General features: G+C 40.3%; 6 protein-coding genes and 1 pseudogene. 4 read left to right on the top strand and 3 right to left on the bottom strand.

Annotated elements, in window-relative coordinates:
- Positions 1 to 50 precede the first annotated feature (50 nt).
- From ACFINI_RS08170 to ACFINI_RS08160, 3 genes are all read right to left on the bottom strand, one after another.
- Complete coding sequence (locus ACFINI_RS08170; RefSeq protein WP_375647583.1) at positions 51 to 7598, bottom strand: DUF637 domain-containing protein; 7548 nt, start codon at positions 7596 to 7598, stop codon at positions 51 to 53.
- Positions 7599 to 7689: 91 nt separating this feature from the next.
- Positions 7690 to 9450, bottom strand: a complete 1761-nt coding sequence (locus ACFINI_RS08165; RefSeq protein WP_375647579.1) for a ShlB/FhaC/HecB family hemolysin secretion/activation protein — start codon at positions 9448 to 9450, stop codon at positions 7690 to 7692.
- Positions 9443 to 9622, bottom strand: coding sequence for a hypothetical protein (locus tag ACFINI_RS08160; protein WP_375612457.1), 180 nt, complete (start codon positions 9620 to 9622; stop codon positions 9443 to 9445). The genes ACFINI_RS08165 and ACFINI_RS08160 overlap by 8 nt, the downstream gene beginning before the upstream one ends.
- 257 nt (positions 9623 to 9879) lie before the next feature.
- On the opposite strand from ACFINI_RS08160, the pseudogene ACFINI_RS08155 reads away from it, so the two are divergent.
- From ACFINI_RS08155 to ACFINI_RS08140, 4 genes and pseudogenes are all read left to right on the top strand, one after another.
- Positions 9880 to 10538 (top strand): annotated as a pseudogene (locus tag ACFINI_RS08155) (type ISP restriction/modification enzyme); the annotation flags it as partial.
- Positions 10539 to 12303: 1765 nt separating this feature from the next.
- Complete coding sequence (locus ACFINI_RS08150; RefSeq protein ID WP_375647575.1) at positions 12304 to 13287, top strand: hypothetical protein; 984 nt, start codon at positions 12304 to 12306, stop codon at positions 13285 to 13287.
- An 81-nt stretch (positions 13288 to 13368) separates the two neighbouring features.
- Positions 13369 to 14031: a hypothetical protein gene (locus ACFINI_RS08145; protein WP_375636997.1), complete on the top strand. Its 663-nt coding sequence runs from the start codon at positions 13369 to 13371 to the stop codon at positions 14029 to 14031.
- Positions 14032 to 14128: 97 nt separating this feature from the next.
- A complete protein-coding gene (locus ACFINI_RS08140) occupies positions 14129 to 14899 on the top strand; it encodes a hypothetical protein (RefSeq protein WP_375647572.1) in 771 nt (256 codons plus the stop codon).
- The last annotated feature ends 1610 nt before the right edge of the window (positions 14900 to 16509 follow it).

Genomic DNA, 16509 nt, shown 5'->3' with positions numbered 1-16509 from the left:
ATCCTCCATAAATTATTTTATAAGTTTCTCTTTTCATCAACCGTAGAGAATTACTGCCGGTGCTTCTGTCCCCATCTGTCAAAATTTAGACCTATAATGCCCCATTTCATATTGATTATTCCTCCTAAACTACTGTTTTCTTGTTCTCCATACCCATTACCAAGTTTATACCAATATTCCTCTCTCTGCTTCTCAAACTTTTTTCTATCTATGAGCGATTGATGTGTTTTTGGATTAGCATGAATAACAGAAGTATATTTTTTATGAAATTCATGGCTCATTTCTGCTAAGGGTCCATCAGGGGTTTGATTTAGGTGATGCAACTCAACAGACTTACCATCATATCCTATAGGTGCTCTTCTTGCTTTCATTCTATCAATATTAGTGCCCCATACCGTTTCCCCTTTTTCAGTCCATTTAACCCTTTTGTTAGGATCAAACAGGTCGTCTCTCCGATAAACTGTGTAGGTCTGTCCAAATTTGCTATCGGTAAATTTAGTGGGTTTCTTTTTTAACCAAAGCTTTTTTTCTTTAGCAGCAAGTTTGGTCAGTTCTTTCCTAGCAGCTAGTTTGTCAGGATCTCCTTGAGCTGCAAGTTCTGCAAGATTTTTCTTGGAAGCGAATTGGGCAAAATCTTTCCTAGCATTGAACTTGATCACAGCCTTTGCGCCAAGCTTTATGCCTCCCTTGGCTGCTCCAGCAACTCCTGTCATTAGGGATGCTGTTTCAGTCAATAATTTTCCAAGTTCAAGTCCAGCTTTAAAGGATCCACCAGCACCGGCTCGCTCATATTCCTCCTCCATTTTATTAATGCGATCTACATAGGACTGTCCAAGGGTCCGACCAATTGTCGCCAAAATCTCACCACTGCTGAAAAAATCTTTGAGCGCTTTCAAAGTCTCTTCGGGATGTTTGGCTAGTTGCAAAAAACCATCAACCGTATCGTATATTTCAGCCGGGACACCAGCTACCATACCTGCCGCAAAGCTTATATCTTGCCCTGTACTAATCGCAGTCCACTTCGCAGACACTTCTGCTGCACATAAAAAGTCAGGACACTCCTTTAATTCTTTCTCCATCTGAGCTTGTTGAGCACTGCTGAGGTAGTTATTTGCAGCGGCATTACCAGCGGCATCAGCGCCGGCATCAACATTGCCACCGGCAAGGGCAGCAGCAACGCCCCCAGCAGCTCGTGCAACATCAATGGTGTGGTCTCTAAAGTCAGCAAACTGCGCATCAATCTTTGCGTTTATACGCGCTTCCTCTTCCGCAGTTGGGGTGCGACCGTTTAGATCCCCCATTTCCTCTTTCACAATGCCTTGCACCCACAATTGAAACTGGAGCATAGCAGTGGCTTCGCCCACAGCACCCCCCACAGCACCGGCTGTGCAAGCACCGCTCGCAACAGCGCCTTTTAAGCAGCCAAGACCGGCGTGGGCAACGATCTGTGTGACCGTGTCTATTTTGCCTTCAGCCTTGGCGGTACCGATTTCTTCCGCCAACGATTTGCCAACCGTATCAGACAGGGCGATGCGCAGATTGTTAAAAAAGTTCTTGTCAAGAGAGCCACCCTCAAGAGCCGTTTGAACGCCTGTGCCAATGGCGGCTTTGATCAGGTTCTTTTCCGCTTCACTGGCGATACGATCGACAAAAGGAGCGGTTTTTGGCAAAGATTGTCCAACACCAGCCATTTCGGTTAGTTGGCTGGTTAAGCCTGCTGTCAACATCGACGAGACAATGCTGAGAATATTCTTTGAAGAGCCAAGCTCATGCAAGGCACCGGCAATATTGCCGCGATTATTGACAAGAGCCACAGCGCTTTTGTTAATCAGCGCTTGGACACCAGCCTGTATCGCCGCATTCATGGCGGTGCTCGAGCCAAGCCCCAAAGCACCGGTAATGGCACTGGCAGCGCCCGAGGCTGCTCCACCCGTAACCGCCGTGACAGCCAATGCCACGAGAGCCGCACCGGCTTCTGTCAGCCCTTGGGCTTTATAATCCCAGTCTTTAAATTCAGCCTTAACTGCTTGCCAATCCACTTGCTTGGATAATTCTGGATCATCACGCAGTTGCTTGATCCATGCCATGCCTGGAGAGCGAGACAATTGCTCAAGAGATTTGTCTAAATCACCAGTTGCCTCATACTCAACAACAAAGCCATCACCCGCATCAAGCTTTATGCCACCCTTAGCATCTATGGTGACATGTTCGATGGTCTCCTTAAGGTAACCTTTATCGCTCTCACTCCACCACACAAGGTTTTCATTACGCTGATAAACGTCCTTAAAATCTTGATCCTTGTTGGTCAGAAACTTGATTTTTCCCGTATCTGATGCCAAATGCGTCTGACCACCACTTGATAGCCCTGCCGCATCAAGCGTGAGATCCCCATTTTGCGCATGCATGGAGAGGTTGCCCTCTGTTTCTATCGTGGTTTTGTTTGTAGTAACTTCTGTTGATTGTTGACGAAACTTATTCTTTTGCTTCGATTTGTCGCCTTCTTTGCCCCTCAGATCCAAATCAAAACTGTTAAAATCTTGCTCTGAAATCGCGTTGAGAGCGCCACCACTGGTGAAATCCCCATTGCCCTTGGCTTTAAACTTTCCCCCAAGGTTAAGTTCACCACCTGTGACAATGGTCAAATCTCCATCACTGTTGACTTCTGTCAAACGGTGCTCACTGCTTTGGGCGTTATAATGCCCTTTTTCCAATGTCTCCTTATGGTCACTCTCTAGCACTAATGAACCAAACGTAGCAGAACCATCGACAATCACCGTCGTCGATCCACCACTGCTCCATTGGCCACCAGTCATGCTTAAATCGCCAAGGGAGTGAATGTTTAAATCCTGTATAGAAATGATTTGAGCCTGCTGCCCACTGCGATCAACAAAACCATATTCATTCGTGTCACGGATTTTTGCAGTCCCATCAATGATTGTCTTCGCATTGAGGGTGATGATATCCCCCAGAATAACACCGGAAGAATTGGCTAAAAGATCGCCACTGCTGAGATCTACAGCACCGCTGCCAAGCAAAAAACCACCATCATTAAACAAAGTTTGCGTAGTCGAAACATGCAATGCACCATTACTTGATATGGTGCCGCTATTGGTAAGACGGTCCGTCTCTATAGTGACGCCATTGCCTTTCAAACGTGCACTGGCAAGGTTTCCTTGCTGCGTTTTTGCCCCATAAACATCTTGTGCTAAAGAAGTGTTTGGTGCCAAATAAACGTGGGGTACCAAGACCTCTTGTCCGTCGACAAGGTGGGTCTCAAGCCAGATCATATCCTTTTTGATCCCAGCAATTTGCTGAGGCGTTAAGGGCTTGCCTAGCACTAACCCCAAGGGATCTTGCTGCTCCACAGCATTGTCATAGAGCCTTTGCATTTGAGCATTGGGATCTTCAACATCAAGAAGAGTGCGATTGCCTGTCAGTTCAAAGATTTGCTCACCCACCAGACGATATTCAAAATAAGCATCCCCCAACTTTTTGAACACGTGCTCAGGCTTATAATTGCCAATCTTTTTTAAGTAATAGTCCGATCCTAAAAATTTACTTGGGTTGATAAAATCTGGACGCGTCTCGACTAAAAATGGCACATCCGGTGTTTGGGTCTGGTCCAATTCTGTCTTAACAGAGTTAAGCCCATCTTGCGTTGGCACTTGTATGGATTCTGGTGCGGGTGTTTTTGTGCTTGGTGCAAAAAGCCCTTTGTGCCCTTTCAAACCATTGATAATACCGTCCAATCGATCATCACTAATCAGTGGTTTGGAACCGTCAAAATCGGTGTTTTTAACACCAGCCAACCCTTTATCGCCAGAGCTTAAGCCAACTTGCTCAACCCCCTCACGCACCGCATGATTGTCAATATAGCCTGTCAACTTGGCATCAAGCGTGCCACCAGCTTCAATCGTGCCATAAACAGCATCATAAGTGCGTTTGAGTGTTTGGGTAAAAGTAGGACCATCCCATTCTTCTGCACCTTGCCCTATACATGCTGGATTTGTGGCACTACATTGCTTATATCTGTAGCGTGTTTCAGTTACAATCTTGGTTGTTTCAATTAAATCACGCCCCTCATTGAGCAGCGTATCACCCTGCATCTCAATGTTGCCATTAGCAGCAATCAAACTATAGCTATTGCGGATATCACCGGCATGGACCGTGAGATGACGCCCTACCAAAATCTGTGCCGCATTATTGGTAAAATGAGGCTGCTGACGAATAATCGTAGTGTCGATATTTTTCTTGATCCTTGTGTGTTTATCAACATTTGGGATATTTTCCCATTCTCCTCGCACGTAACTGTGAGAAACCACTTTATCGCTAACTTCAACTCCACCTTCACGCATGTTGGTAAGCGCTGAGACATCGAAGGTCATATCGCCTGACACGGCTTCTAAAAGACCCGAGCTGTTGATCACATGACCAGCCCGCTCTCCACTTAAACCACGGATGATGAGATTGTCTTCAGCAATGACATCGGCAAACTTATTAATAAAATCCCCATCTAAGGAGAAAATGGCAGATTTCTTGGCATAAATCAGCCCACTATTACTCAGATCAGCGCTCACATTGAGCGCAACCCCATCACCACTTGAACCAATACTGCCGGCATTGTCCAAAACATCTGCGGTTAAGACAAAAGCACCACCACTTTTGAGTACACCGTCTTCACCATTTAAAACCAGAGCAACTTGCCCCAATGACGGATCATGACTTTTTGCTATAAGCGTAAAACTGTTACTGGCTAAAAGCTGACCTGAATTGGCTAAAGACCCAAGCTTCGCATCAACAACACCGCCCACCATAATACCGGAATTGCTTAAAACATCATGACTGTTGAGAGTCAGTACCCCGCCTTGCGCTTCCACAAGCCCAGTTTGGGTGAGTGTGCCTGCCTTCAGCGTTACATCATAGGCGCCAACCTCACTTGTCTCGCCCATTGTCAATATGCCATCACTGGAAAGCTCTATCCGCTTTTTAGAGACAATGCGCCCCGTTTGGTTCAGAGTGTTTTGCGCATGCAAAGCAATGGTATCATTGCTTTCTATTGTGCCACTATTGCTTAAATCACCGTGGCTGGTCAGTTGAAGGTCACCACGCTCAATCTCTATGTGCCCTGCTTGGATCACACTATCAGCAACAATATTGACTGCCCCTTGCGTAGAAATGAGACCATCAACATTCTCAAAACTGCCCACATTAATGCGCAAACCATCCCGCGCTAAAACATGCGCACCTTCATCATGTGTAGCGTTTTGTTGCTCTGAATTTGTCGTTTCAGCGCTTTTATTGACAAAAGACGTTGCAACAATCTTCATCTCACCGGCTAAAGCACTGAGAAGACCAGCCTCATTATTTATATGACCAGCACGTGTCTCTTTCAGCCCACCAATGCTGAGAGCCTCTTCAGCAATAATTCTGCCCTGTGTGTTGGTCAGATTACCATCACTGAATAGATCCATAGATTTTTTGGCGTAAATCAGCCCACTATTGCTGACATTCCCTGCCACATTGAGCGCAACATTCTCACCACTAGAGCCAAGCACACCGGCATTGTCTAATTGCCCTGCGGTCACAACAAAAACGCCACCACTTTGAAGGACACCTTCGGATGTATTCTTCAGAAAGGCTTGTTGCGGATCGGCGCCTTCTTGTGTGCTTACCATCAAATGCAAATCATCGGTTGCAATAAACGTCCCTTGATTGGTAAATGCACCAATATGAGCATCGACACTCTCACCGCGCATTGTGCCGCTATTGATAACCCCATCACGCACTTGAAGGGTTAATGCTCCTTCTTGGGCTTCCACAGTCCCTGCTTGGGTTAAAGCATCAGCACTTAAAACCACATCATAACTTAAAATCGTACTCTCTTGAGAGGTTGTGAGCATGCTACCCGCTGTCAAGGCAACCTGCTGCATACTGACAATATCACCCGTGTGATTGAGGGCACCATGGGCATCTAGCGTTATCTTCCCATTAGACCAGACAGTGCCTTCTTGGATCAGGGCACCGTGATGCGCATAAAGGTCAATTTTTTGCTCTGCCACTAAGCGCGCGCGTGATGTAAGCTCTGCTGCTTCCACCAAAAGAGAGCCGCCGGCGCTATAATGTCCAGCGCCTACAGTGAGCGCATCATCGGCGCTCAAGACAATATTCCCCTTGGCACCAATATGGTTGTTTAAAGCGGTGATTTGATTGGTTTTAATGGTCAGATCGCCAAGGGAAGAAACCCCTGTTTGATCATTGTCTTGCATGCGGCTTAGATCAATTGTTGCTGCTTGGATCTCTAAAAGATCACCAGCGGCTATCCGCCCATTCCCCGCCTCAAGCTTTGCTGCCTGTAAATGCAAAGAACCCGTCGCTGACTGTTGACCATCACTCCCAATACCGCTTGCTAGAAGAGCATGGGACTGGAGCTTGATCAGATCGGCGCCCACATCAACAGTACCGCTCGCTGCAACGCGAGCTTGCTCAGCCAGTTCAACATGTTTCAAAGCCTTCAGTTCAACTGCTTCTTCTGAGAAAAGCAGATCTTTCACATGTACACTATCGTGGTGGGAGTGAGCCTTCACCGCTCCTTTGGCACGTGCTTTGGCAATTACCAGCTTGCCATCACTTGTCAATCTCATGGCGCCTGCATTGGCAACCATGTCTCCGCGCATCTTAACGCCCGCACCTTTATCATTGGCAATCACGCGAATCTGCCCCGCATACATTCCACCAAACTCACTGGAATCAATCGCCAATTCCGGCTCTTTGCCATCAGAACCAAGAGAAGTTGCTTCGCGTTTGTCATAATCAAAATGATTGCGCCCCGCGATAACAGCCAAATCTCCTTTGACCTGTATGGGACCCCCGACACTGATCTTGCGCGAAACAAGATCAAAAATATCTAATGCACTCCCATCAGCCCCACGAGAGCCTATAGTGATATCTCCACCCTCAACACGCAATCCACTCAAAGCGCCATCGGCTCCAATAATCGGTTGTCCAGTCGATAAAGTCACCCGTGGTGTATTAATAAAGCCACAACCGTTACAGGTAATCCCATTGGGATTGGCGATAATAACATCCGCCATATGCCCATGTACTTCGCTCACGCCTTCAAGACGCGAGCGATTGGCACTTACCACTTCATTAAGGATAACCTTTGCTGCACCGCTATAACGCAAATTGCCGTTGCCTGGCACCAATCCCCCAAGCTGTGAACGCGAGACTTCCTCAGTCGAATTGTTCAAAATTACGCCATGGGTATCAACATTGAAACTGTCATATTTGTTATGAGAAAGACCCTGTCCATTGGGGCGAACAATATCAATCAGCGGCACATCATTGCCGGCTTTCCCCACCGTGGGGCGGAAAACAGAGCCAACCCCATCAGCTGCTTTAATCCCTTGGCTCTCTTGTGCAACAGGACTTCGCGCTCCAAGCGCTTGTGCTTGCAATAACAAAGGCTGAAAAGCTAAGCAAAAGCTTAAAACAAGTGAAAGCCCCTTATGGATCCCTCGCTGCAAAACACAAAGAACGCGCTGCCATAGCTTGTATCCATATCCCAATCTATGCTTTTGATTTTTCAATCCCCGCATCTTCAGCTCCTCATAAAATTCTTTATCTCTTAAAAAAAACAACCCATATGGGTATAAACAGCGCAGCGATATTTTTTACCGCCCCTTTGCTCTAAAATCTCAATAATGCCCGCACTTGAAATAACCCTGTCGCATTTCCCTTTTCTCGCACTGTCGATTGGGTTAAAATATTCGAATAAGACACATCAATATCCGTAATGTCTCCGGTTGCATGGAAACCAAGAGTTGCCCCAACGAGGCTCCCGCCAAAACTGTTTTTGTTTACATTATTGGCCACGGCCCCCAGATCAAGCGCCATATAAGGGGCAAATTGGCTCATAAATTTACGCCCCATTCTCGAAGAAAAACCTGGCAACAACAGCGACAATTCATTGCGCCAAAACGCCCCATTATTGCCGTAATAAATCGCCTCACGCACCCCACGCACAGAGGAACTACCACCAAGCGATATTTGTTCTGAACTAAACAACGTGTCGGGTGATAATTGTCCTGAAAACAGCGTGTTATAGCGAAAGTTATATTGTTTGAGCGAAAAAGGACGCACGTAGCCTAGGGAAAAAGATAATTTGGAAAATTGCCCTTTGGGTGAATTTTTTGTTGTATTCTCTTGCTCTTTATCATCATAAGCGCCAAGAATTGCCAACCCTTTATGAAACCCTATATGCGCGCTTAATTCTCCTCCAAGCCACTTGCGCGAATGATCAAGCTCAAAGGTTGCAATAGCCAATTTACGGCTGGAAACATCAACCCGACTGCCCATAATAAAATTATCAGAATATTTCCATGTCAAGCGTCCTGTAAGCCAGGTCTTTCCCTCTTGATCACGGTCGATAACCCGTGAAATCCACGGTGTAAGCGATAAAGACTTACCCGCAGTCATAATATCGGAAAATATTCCCTTAACACTCGAATGATATTGGCTCCACGTCCCATCAAAACCTGTTGTCCAAGTGCCATAGGGAAGAGAAAATGATCCCGTTAGAGTATCACTATTGGGACGCTTGTGAGAAAAATGATACGGACTACCATCCATAGAACGCTGATAGCTAAACGACCATTGATCATTGATCCCCAACAGATCATCAAAAGAAAGGCTCAAGCGCGTTTGATAAAGCCCTGTTGCTTTAGCGCCAAGATTATCGCTGGAAAGCGTAATAAGCCAAGGTTTCTGTTTTTCAATATGAACATCGAGTATCGAACCACCCGAATTGCTACCCGCACCAAGATTAATGGTAGCTTGGCGTGAGAAAAGCCGATTGATTTGATCAAGCCCTTGCTCTATCTGGCGCAGATTGGTCGGCTTTCCAATAAGGTTTGGAAAAGCTGTGGTGATTTCTCCTTGAAGTCTCCTCTCAACTTTATGCCCATCAAGGGTAATATCTTCCATCACACCTTCAACAACAACGATCTTGAGATGACCGCCGCTTAAATCTTGCTCAGGCAAATAAGCCCGCACTGCAATATAGCCGCGCTTCATATAAAGCTTGGTCACCGCTTTGAGCACTTTATTGATTTCGGCAATCCCCAAACACCGTCCTTCCCAAAGAGAAATGGCTTCATGAAGGTCGGTATGAGAAATCAACTGAACATCAACAAATTCAATGCTTTTGATCAGCAAACAGGTTGTACTAGGCGAAGCACCATAGGGAGATATGGTATCATCGTCTGGCAAAAATACCTCATGGGTTTTGTTTTTACGCTGCAATTGCTGAAAACGCTGTTGTTGCGTTTGTTGTCGTTGGATGCTCTCTGATTGATTAATCGCTTTCTCACGAATGTTTTGGGCAAAACTCGCCAACGAGAAAAGGCACAAAATAGCCGTAAAAACAAAAGTGAAAAAAAATCTATGCATTCATTGTGCCCTCAAAATGAGCAACAAAATGAACCATATCATCAGCGTCACAGAAAAAATCGCCAACCGCGTAACAATTTTTTAATTTTTTGATGAGAATAATACTTATAACATCTGAGAAAAAAGCATAGACTGTACTGTATACACCTGCTTTATGAGTTGTGCAAACCATATCATTTCCCCCGCTTTTGAAGATTTTACAATGACACTGTTAAATGACAATCATACACTCTAATATGCTTCTTAATTTTAAGGTGTTGCATGTAATATAATTTTGAGCTTTAAGTAAAGACTCTTATTCATAGAATAGACCAAATTTATTGGAACTGTTACATATTAGAGACAACAAAAAACACTCCATTATTATCGCTTGATAAGAAAAATAGTATGACAATCGCTTATTTACTAAAATAAGAAAAAAAGAAAATGCGTAATGCTATAACTGATGAAGGATTAGCATATTTAAAAGCCGCTTATCCTAATGAAAAAACACTAAAGATGATCTGTTTTATTATGTTTACGGTTTTTTGCATTCAGAAGATTATCGCACCCGTTATGCTGATAATTTATGCAAAGAATTGCCTCGTATCCCTTGCGTAAAAACGGCTGATGATTTTTGGAAATTTGTGACAGCAGGGCGTGAACTCGGTCATTTGCACGTGAATTATGAAGATGTAGAGCCTTATCCCGTGATCTTTAAAAAGGGTAATCCAAAACAGACAGAAATCTCTAATCTCGAAAAATTCTATTATGTGACTGAAATGAAATTCGCAAAAATTAAGGATAGTAAGGAAAAGAATAAATCAACTGTTATTTATAATAGCAATATCATCATGACAGATATCTCTCTTGAAGCTTATGAGTATATCGTCAATGGCAAGCCTGCTCTTGAATGGTTTATGGGGCGTCAATGTGTAAAAACAGATAAAAAGAGTGGTATTGTGAATGATGCCAATCACTATGCTGTTGAAACCATTGGCAACCCTGCTTATCCATTAGAGTTATTTCAAAGGGTTATTACGGTAAGTTTAGAAACCATGAAAATCGTTAAGAACTTACCAAATTTGGTATTAAAAGAAACTGAATAACTTATAAAGCATGCTCACATAATGGGCATACTAATCTTATTAAAGCCGCTTATGTATTAGTTTAAATAAAAGTTTATTTTATCATCTGTTATGAGATAACTAAGATAGGAAAGAATTACGTTATCAGAAATCCTTTAATGGACTTTTGTAAATTCTTTAAACGTATCATCTTGTGAGTTGATTACCTATAATCTTAAAGGAATAATTTATCATGCGTTATTCTAAAAAGAAATCATTTGCACTTTTAGATACTCTTATTTGGATTGCCTTTAAGAGATTATACCGTATTTAAAATGATAGCTTTATCCTTTTCAAAAGCTTTATTTAAAGAGAGTTATATATATATATATATTCATTTTCTTATATTACTTATAGGTTTTGTCTGTTTTTAAAACCCCCAAAACACCTACAAAACTCCTTTAAATATATATCATAGATTGTATTTTTAAGATATTAACCTATTGAAATATAATAATTTTTATTTTTGATTGAAAAAAATATATAAAGGGGGGAGTAAAAGGAACCCTCAAAATACTCAAAATCCTCAAAATTCATAACCATAATGGTCTTTATAGCATTTCTATAAGTTACAAGCTATCTTTTGAAAGGCTTTAAAGGTTCACATGCTTTCATAAAGCACGTTGTAATCATTCTCTAAATCATAAGGTTATCTATTCAAAAGAACTGATTAAAATTCATAAAAGGGATTTTGATAACGTAATCAGTTTTTAATTTCATACGCTTTTCATAAGACACGTTTTAATGACACACTAAAATAATCACTTTTGTCAGTTCAATTTACTGACAGATAACTGACAAATATATATTATTAATTGTATTTAAGGTTGTGTTATCTATATAAATTGTATCTTAAAAAGACTAACATATTGAAATATAATGCTTTTAATTTTTTATCATTTTAAAAAAATAGTATAGGCTCTAAAAAGAACTGACAAAACTGACAACACTGACACGGTCTATTAAAAGGGATTTTACTGATCTCTATAATGATCAGTTTCTATTGAGATATTTTCATAACAGACAATAAATCGCAATTATCCTATTTATCGTTTCTCTTATGAAAATGAAAAATGATGCCATGGCTATAAAGAACATAACAGCTATAAAGAATGCGTAAAAACAGTAAACTTGAATACTCATATGCAAATGAAAGCATTTGTTTATAAAGACAGTCCCTATAAAAGGCTGTTAAGTCTAAAATGTGTTATTAAAAGAAATTAACAGAAATCTTAAAAGCCATTTAGTGACAAAATTGATAGGTTATAAAGTTTAAAATACGCATTATGAGAGCGTTTCTAAATATTATAAGTGTATAGATTCAGAAAATACGCAGTCGTTTCACAAAGCCCGTAATATAGCTTTAAAAGCACATAAATATAAAAGAAGCAATTAATAGGCATAAGATATTATCAATACACAACGTATTTAAAAAAATACAAAAAAATATCAAAAAAGACAAAATATTTTTTGACAATAAATACGTATTTTGTTATATAAATACTCAAGTGATGAAAACACTTAAACCGTAAGCGGATAGGTTACGAAACAGCCTCTCCCATGTCTTTAAAATACTGGCTATCTTTTATGCTTTTGTTAGTATATGAGAATTTTGTCGGGCGTGGTTATGCCATACAATACCCATTTATGGGAAAAGCATAACAACGGACTTACGGCCGTGTTTTCAACGCCCGATGCTCTTATAGAGTGTCAATTGAAAACGTTATTAACCCGTAAGGTTTTAATTATGACAAATATATCAAAAAACACCCCCGTTATCTCTAATATTTCAAATGAAACCGCGCTTGCTAATCAACAAGAGCCTGCAAAAAAATACGAATTTACAGGTGAGACAATAGAGGTTGGTGATTATACTCTTTATCGCATTCGGGCTTTAAGGGATTTTGCTAATATAAAAGCTGGTGATTTAGGCGGTTTTATACATAAGGTTGCAAATTTAGCTCATAATGGTGATTGTTGGGTCGGTGGCAATGCCATGGTTTATGGTGATGCTCGTATTTACGATAATGCCCATGTTTCGGATAATGCAAAAATTACTGGATCTGCAAAAATTTATGAAAATGCAAGGGTCTATGGCAATGCTAGCGTGCATATTAGAGCTGAGGTTTATGGCAATGCGCAAGTATATGAGAACGCATTGGTTTATGGTGATATTTTTGGACATGCTAAAGTGTATGGAAATGCAAAAATTTATGACACTATTTATGGCAAGTTTCTTGATAAAACTAGAATTTATGGCAATGCTGAGGTTTATGATAAAGCACGTGTTTTAGGAACCTCTCAGGTTTATGATAATGCCCATGTTTATGAAAATGCTATAGTTTTTGATAATGCTAGGGTTTGCGATAATGCCCATGTTTGTGGCGCTGCTATGGTCAATAGAGAAGCCAAGGTTTATGGGAATGCTATAGTGACTGGTTATGCCCATGTTTATGATAGGGGCTGCGTTTATGACAATGCCAAGGTTTATGGCAAGGTTTATGGTGGCGCTTGGGTTTCCAATAATGCTTTAATTTCTGATAATGCCGAGGTTTATGATGATGCTCGCATTTATGACAATGCAAAAATTTATGGCAAGGTCCATGGTGATGCTCATGTCTATGGCAATGCCAAGGTAATTGGCTATACTGAGATTGGTGGTGATACCAAAATTGGTGGCAATTATAAAGAATCTGTTATCACTGGTGATATTGTTTTTACAACTGTGTAAATGACGCGCGGGCGCGGCGGGGGCGCCCCCCTTTAAACATTTCATTCTAAAATTCAAATCTTTTTATAAAGGAATTGTGCTATGCAAAAAAAGTTTGCACTCACAAATGAGACACGTGTATTTAATAATCAAACTCTTTATCGCATCCAAGCATTAAGGGATTTTGACGATGTTAAGGCTGGTGCCTTGGGTGGTTTTATTGAAAATGAAAGTAACCTCTCTCATGATGGCAATTGCTGGATCTATGATAATGCTCTTGTTTTAAATCCTGCCCATATTTATGAAAATGCCAAGGTTTTTAATAATGCTATTATAATGGGTAGTGTTTATGGCAATGCCCATGTCTGTAATCGTGCCCGCGTTTATGCAAATGCTCATGTTTATGACAATGCGCATCTTTCTTATAATGCTTGGGTTTATCATCAGGCGCGGGTTTATGGCAATGCAAAATTATCAGGAAATGCTCGTATTCATAGCAAGGCGGTAGTTTATGATCATGCTGTTATCAGTGGCGCTGCTAAAATTTATGGCAAGGTTTATGGGAATGCTAGCGTGGGCTGTCATACTGATGTTTATGGCTCTGTTTATGGTAATGCGAAAATCTCTGGTTATTTCGTGATTAGAGGTAATGTCTATGGCAATGCAAGATTAAAAAGAGATAGTGATTTATATTGGGTTCCCATAAATTGTGAGGTTTATGAAAACGATACCGTTGTAAAGATTATTGAAAATAACGCTGCGTAAATAATGCGCGGGCGCGGCGGGGGCGCCTGCTTTCTAAGCAAATTTTCCATTTCAAATTTTATCAACTGTTTATCACATTAGATTGTGAGGGTCTTCTATGTGCAAAAAATACGAATTAACCAGTGAAATAAAAAAAATCAAACATGCACTTACTCGAAATATTATAAATCTTTATCGCATTAAAGCTTTAAAAGATTTTGATGATGTTAAGACGGGGGATTTAGGGGGCTTTATTGAAAAGGAAGCTAATCTATCCCATGATGGCAATTGCTGGGTCTATGATGAGGCTTGTGTCTACGGTCATGCAAGGGTGTATGATGATGCAAAAATACGCCATTTTTCTCAAGTCTGTGGTCAAGTTTATGGCAATGCTGAGGTCTATGGAAAAGCTTTTATCTCTCAATATGCTAAAGTTTATGACCATGCTTTTGTCTATGGCAATGCTCATGTTTATGGCAATATTTATGGGAATGCTCATGTGAATGGTAGTGCCCGCATTCTTGCTGATGCTCATATTTATGACCATGCGCATGTTTCTTATGATGCTACGGTTTTTAGTTATGCACGCGTTTATGGTCATGCCAAGGTTTCTGGCTTGGTTTGTATTTATAGCCATGCAAAAGTTTATAATTATGCTGTTATTAATGGTCGTGCAAAAATTTATGGCAAGGTTTATGGGAATGCTTGTGTGAGTGGCTCTTGTGAGATTTATGGCTCTGTTTATGGCAATGCTAAAATCTCATATTGTGCAACAATCTGGGGGCGTGCTTATGGCAATGCAAAAATCAATAAAAAAAGCAAAGTAAGGTTGGTTCCAAAAAATTGTGAGGTTTATGAAAGCGATAACGTTGTTAAGATTGATAAATAGCATAAATAACAGGCATGGAAGTGCCTTCTTTATGGTGTATAAACGCATATAAAACGCATTGCTATAAACATCTCATAAAAGATAGCATTCATAAAAAAAAGCCGTGCCAAATGATATGACGCGGCTTTCAAATAGCGTTTTTTATTGATTAAAATGAATCATCCACAATGGAGTAATCAGTGCATATATACAAAACGTATCATATTGCAAGTGCTCTATGAGAGATATGAAAACTTATCAAAAGGAATGTAAATGATGCGTATGATCTTTAATCACTCTTTTGAATGAGAGAGCCTATAAATGCTTTTTGTTTCTCTCAAACGTATTAATCATAACGTCTTTATCTTTTAAAGAGATTCATTGAAAACAAAACCCATGATCATGATGCTTCTTTTAAAACGTTTCAATATACTAAGCTCAAAATCGAGCTGAGTGAATTCACATAACGCATTCTATAAAATCAAAACGCTTGTTAGCTTTAACAAAACTCGTTTTTTACATTTACGAGTATTGGTTTTCAAAACAATCTCTCATAAGACAAATAAATAACCGCTTTTATCAAAGGTAAGGCTTTAAAAACTGTTATAAACATCTGTTTCAAACGTTTAAACGTTCATTTAGAAAGGCTTTCATAAGTTTCTTTTAAACAGAACTTCTTTGCAAATTAATCGCTCTATATTTGTGCTCTGTACTTTTAAATGGTAACTTTTAAAACGTTTTTTAGTACCATATCTAAGGTAAAATAGTATTTTACTGCTATGGTATTACCCGCCTCCATTTTTTTGTGGAAGCGAATAATTCCGTTCTTAAAAACTAGTCTGCAATCTATTCATTAAAAGGCTTTTCATTTCATAAGATATAAAATACCTCTTTATCGTTTTTTTAACTTTTAGTAAGCGTTTTAAAAGCGATTTTATCCTTAATCCTTTTATGCAATTTTTTAAATTAAACCTATAAGCTTATGACAGGTTCAAACAGTTAATTTCTTTAATGCCATTTTAGAGGTTTTTCCCAATTTTGGGAAAAATTATATGATCTCTATTTTCTATAAATGCGTATCTTTTGGTACAATTTATCTTATAACAGTTTCAAACGATTACCCTCTATAGGTAATAAGATATTGCTATAGCATTTTTAGATTTTACGCTTCTCAATTTTGAAAACTGTAATTTTATGTTTTTATCATGCGATTAACAATCCAATCATTAAAACAAGATGTGATCTTTAAACGTATGTTATCGATAATTCCAAACAACTAAATTTTAAACAATGCGATTTTGAGTGATAAAAACATATCATAAAATTTATAAACTGTTATGAATGATATCGGCTTTTCATTTTATTTGAATACACACATGCGTTATAATATTCACGTCATGATTTGCTTTTTATGGTCTATTCATGCATGGCAATCTTATATCAAAAATGGTCAAATGAATCACGTATAAAAGTGTGGATTCTTAAGTGGATTCATATAAAATAATTTCACACAACCTATTGACTTTATTTCATTTTTTGATACGATAGCCTATCAGCTGGTACAAAGAAGATGTGGAGCATGTGAACAAATGGCGTGAACATGCGCGGGAGGATTTTGGTTTTTACAATGG

The sequence above is a fragment of the Bartonella sp. AA56HLJMS genome (assembly GCF_042197145.1).
GTDB lineage: Bacteria > Pseudomonadota > Alphaproteobacteria > Rhizobiales > Rhizobiaceae > Bartonella.
Note: the sequence above shows the minus strand (reverse complement) of the source record. Positions and strands in the feature narration are given on the sequence as shown.

What these genes read in the sequence shown, in the direction of transcription:
- ACFINI_RS08170 (WP_375647583.1), bottom strand. Translation starts at nt 7,598, where the DNA reads ATGCGGGGATTGAAAAATCAAAAGCATAGATTGGGATATGGATACAAG.
- ACFINI_RS08165 (WP_375647579.1), bottom strand. Translation starts at nt 9,450, where the DNA reads ATGCATAGATTTTTTTTCACTTTTGTTTTTACGGCTATTTTGTGCCTT.
- ACFINI_RS08160 (WP_375612457.1), bottom strand. Translation starts at nt 9,622, where the DNA reads ATGGTTTGCACAACTCATAAAGCAGGTGTATACAGTACAGTCTATGCT.
- ACFINI_RS08150 (WP_375647575.1), top strand. Translation starts at nt 12,304, where the DNA reads ATGACAAATATATCAAAAAACACCCCCGTTATCTCTAATATTTCAAAT.
- ACFINI_RS08145 (WP_375636997.1), top strand. Translation starts at nt 13,369, where the DNA reads ATGCAAAAAAAGTTTGCACTCACAAATGAGACACGTGTATTTAATAAT.
- ACFINI_RS08140 (WP_375647572.1), top strand. Translation starts at nt 14,129, where the DNA reads ATGTGCAAAAAATACGAATTAACCAGTGAAATAAAAAAAATCAAACAT.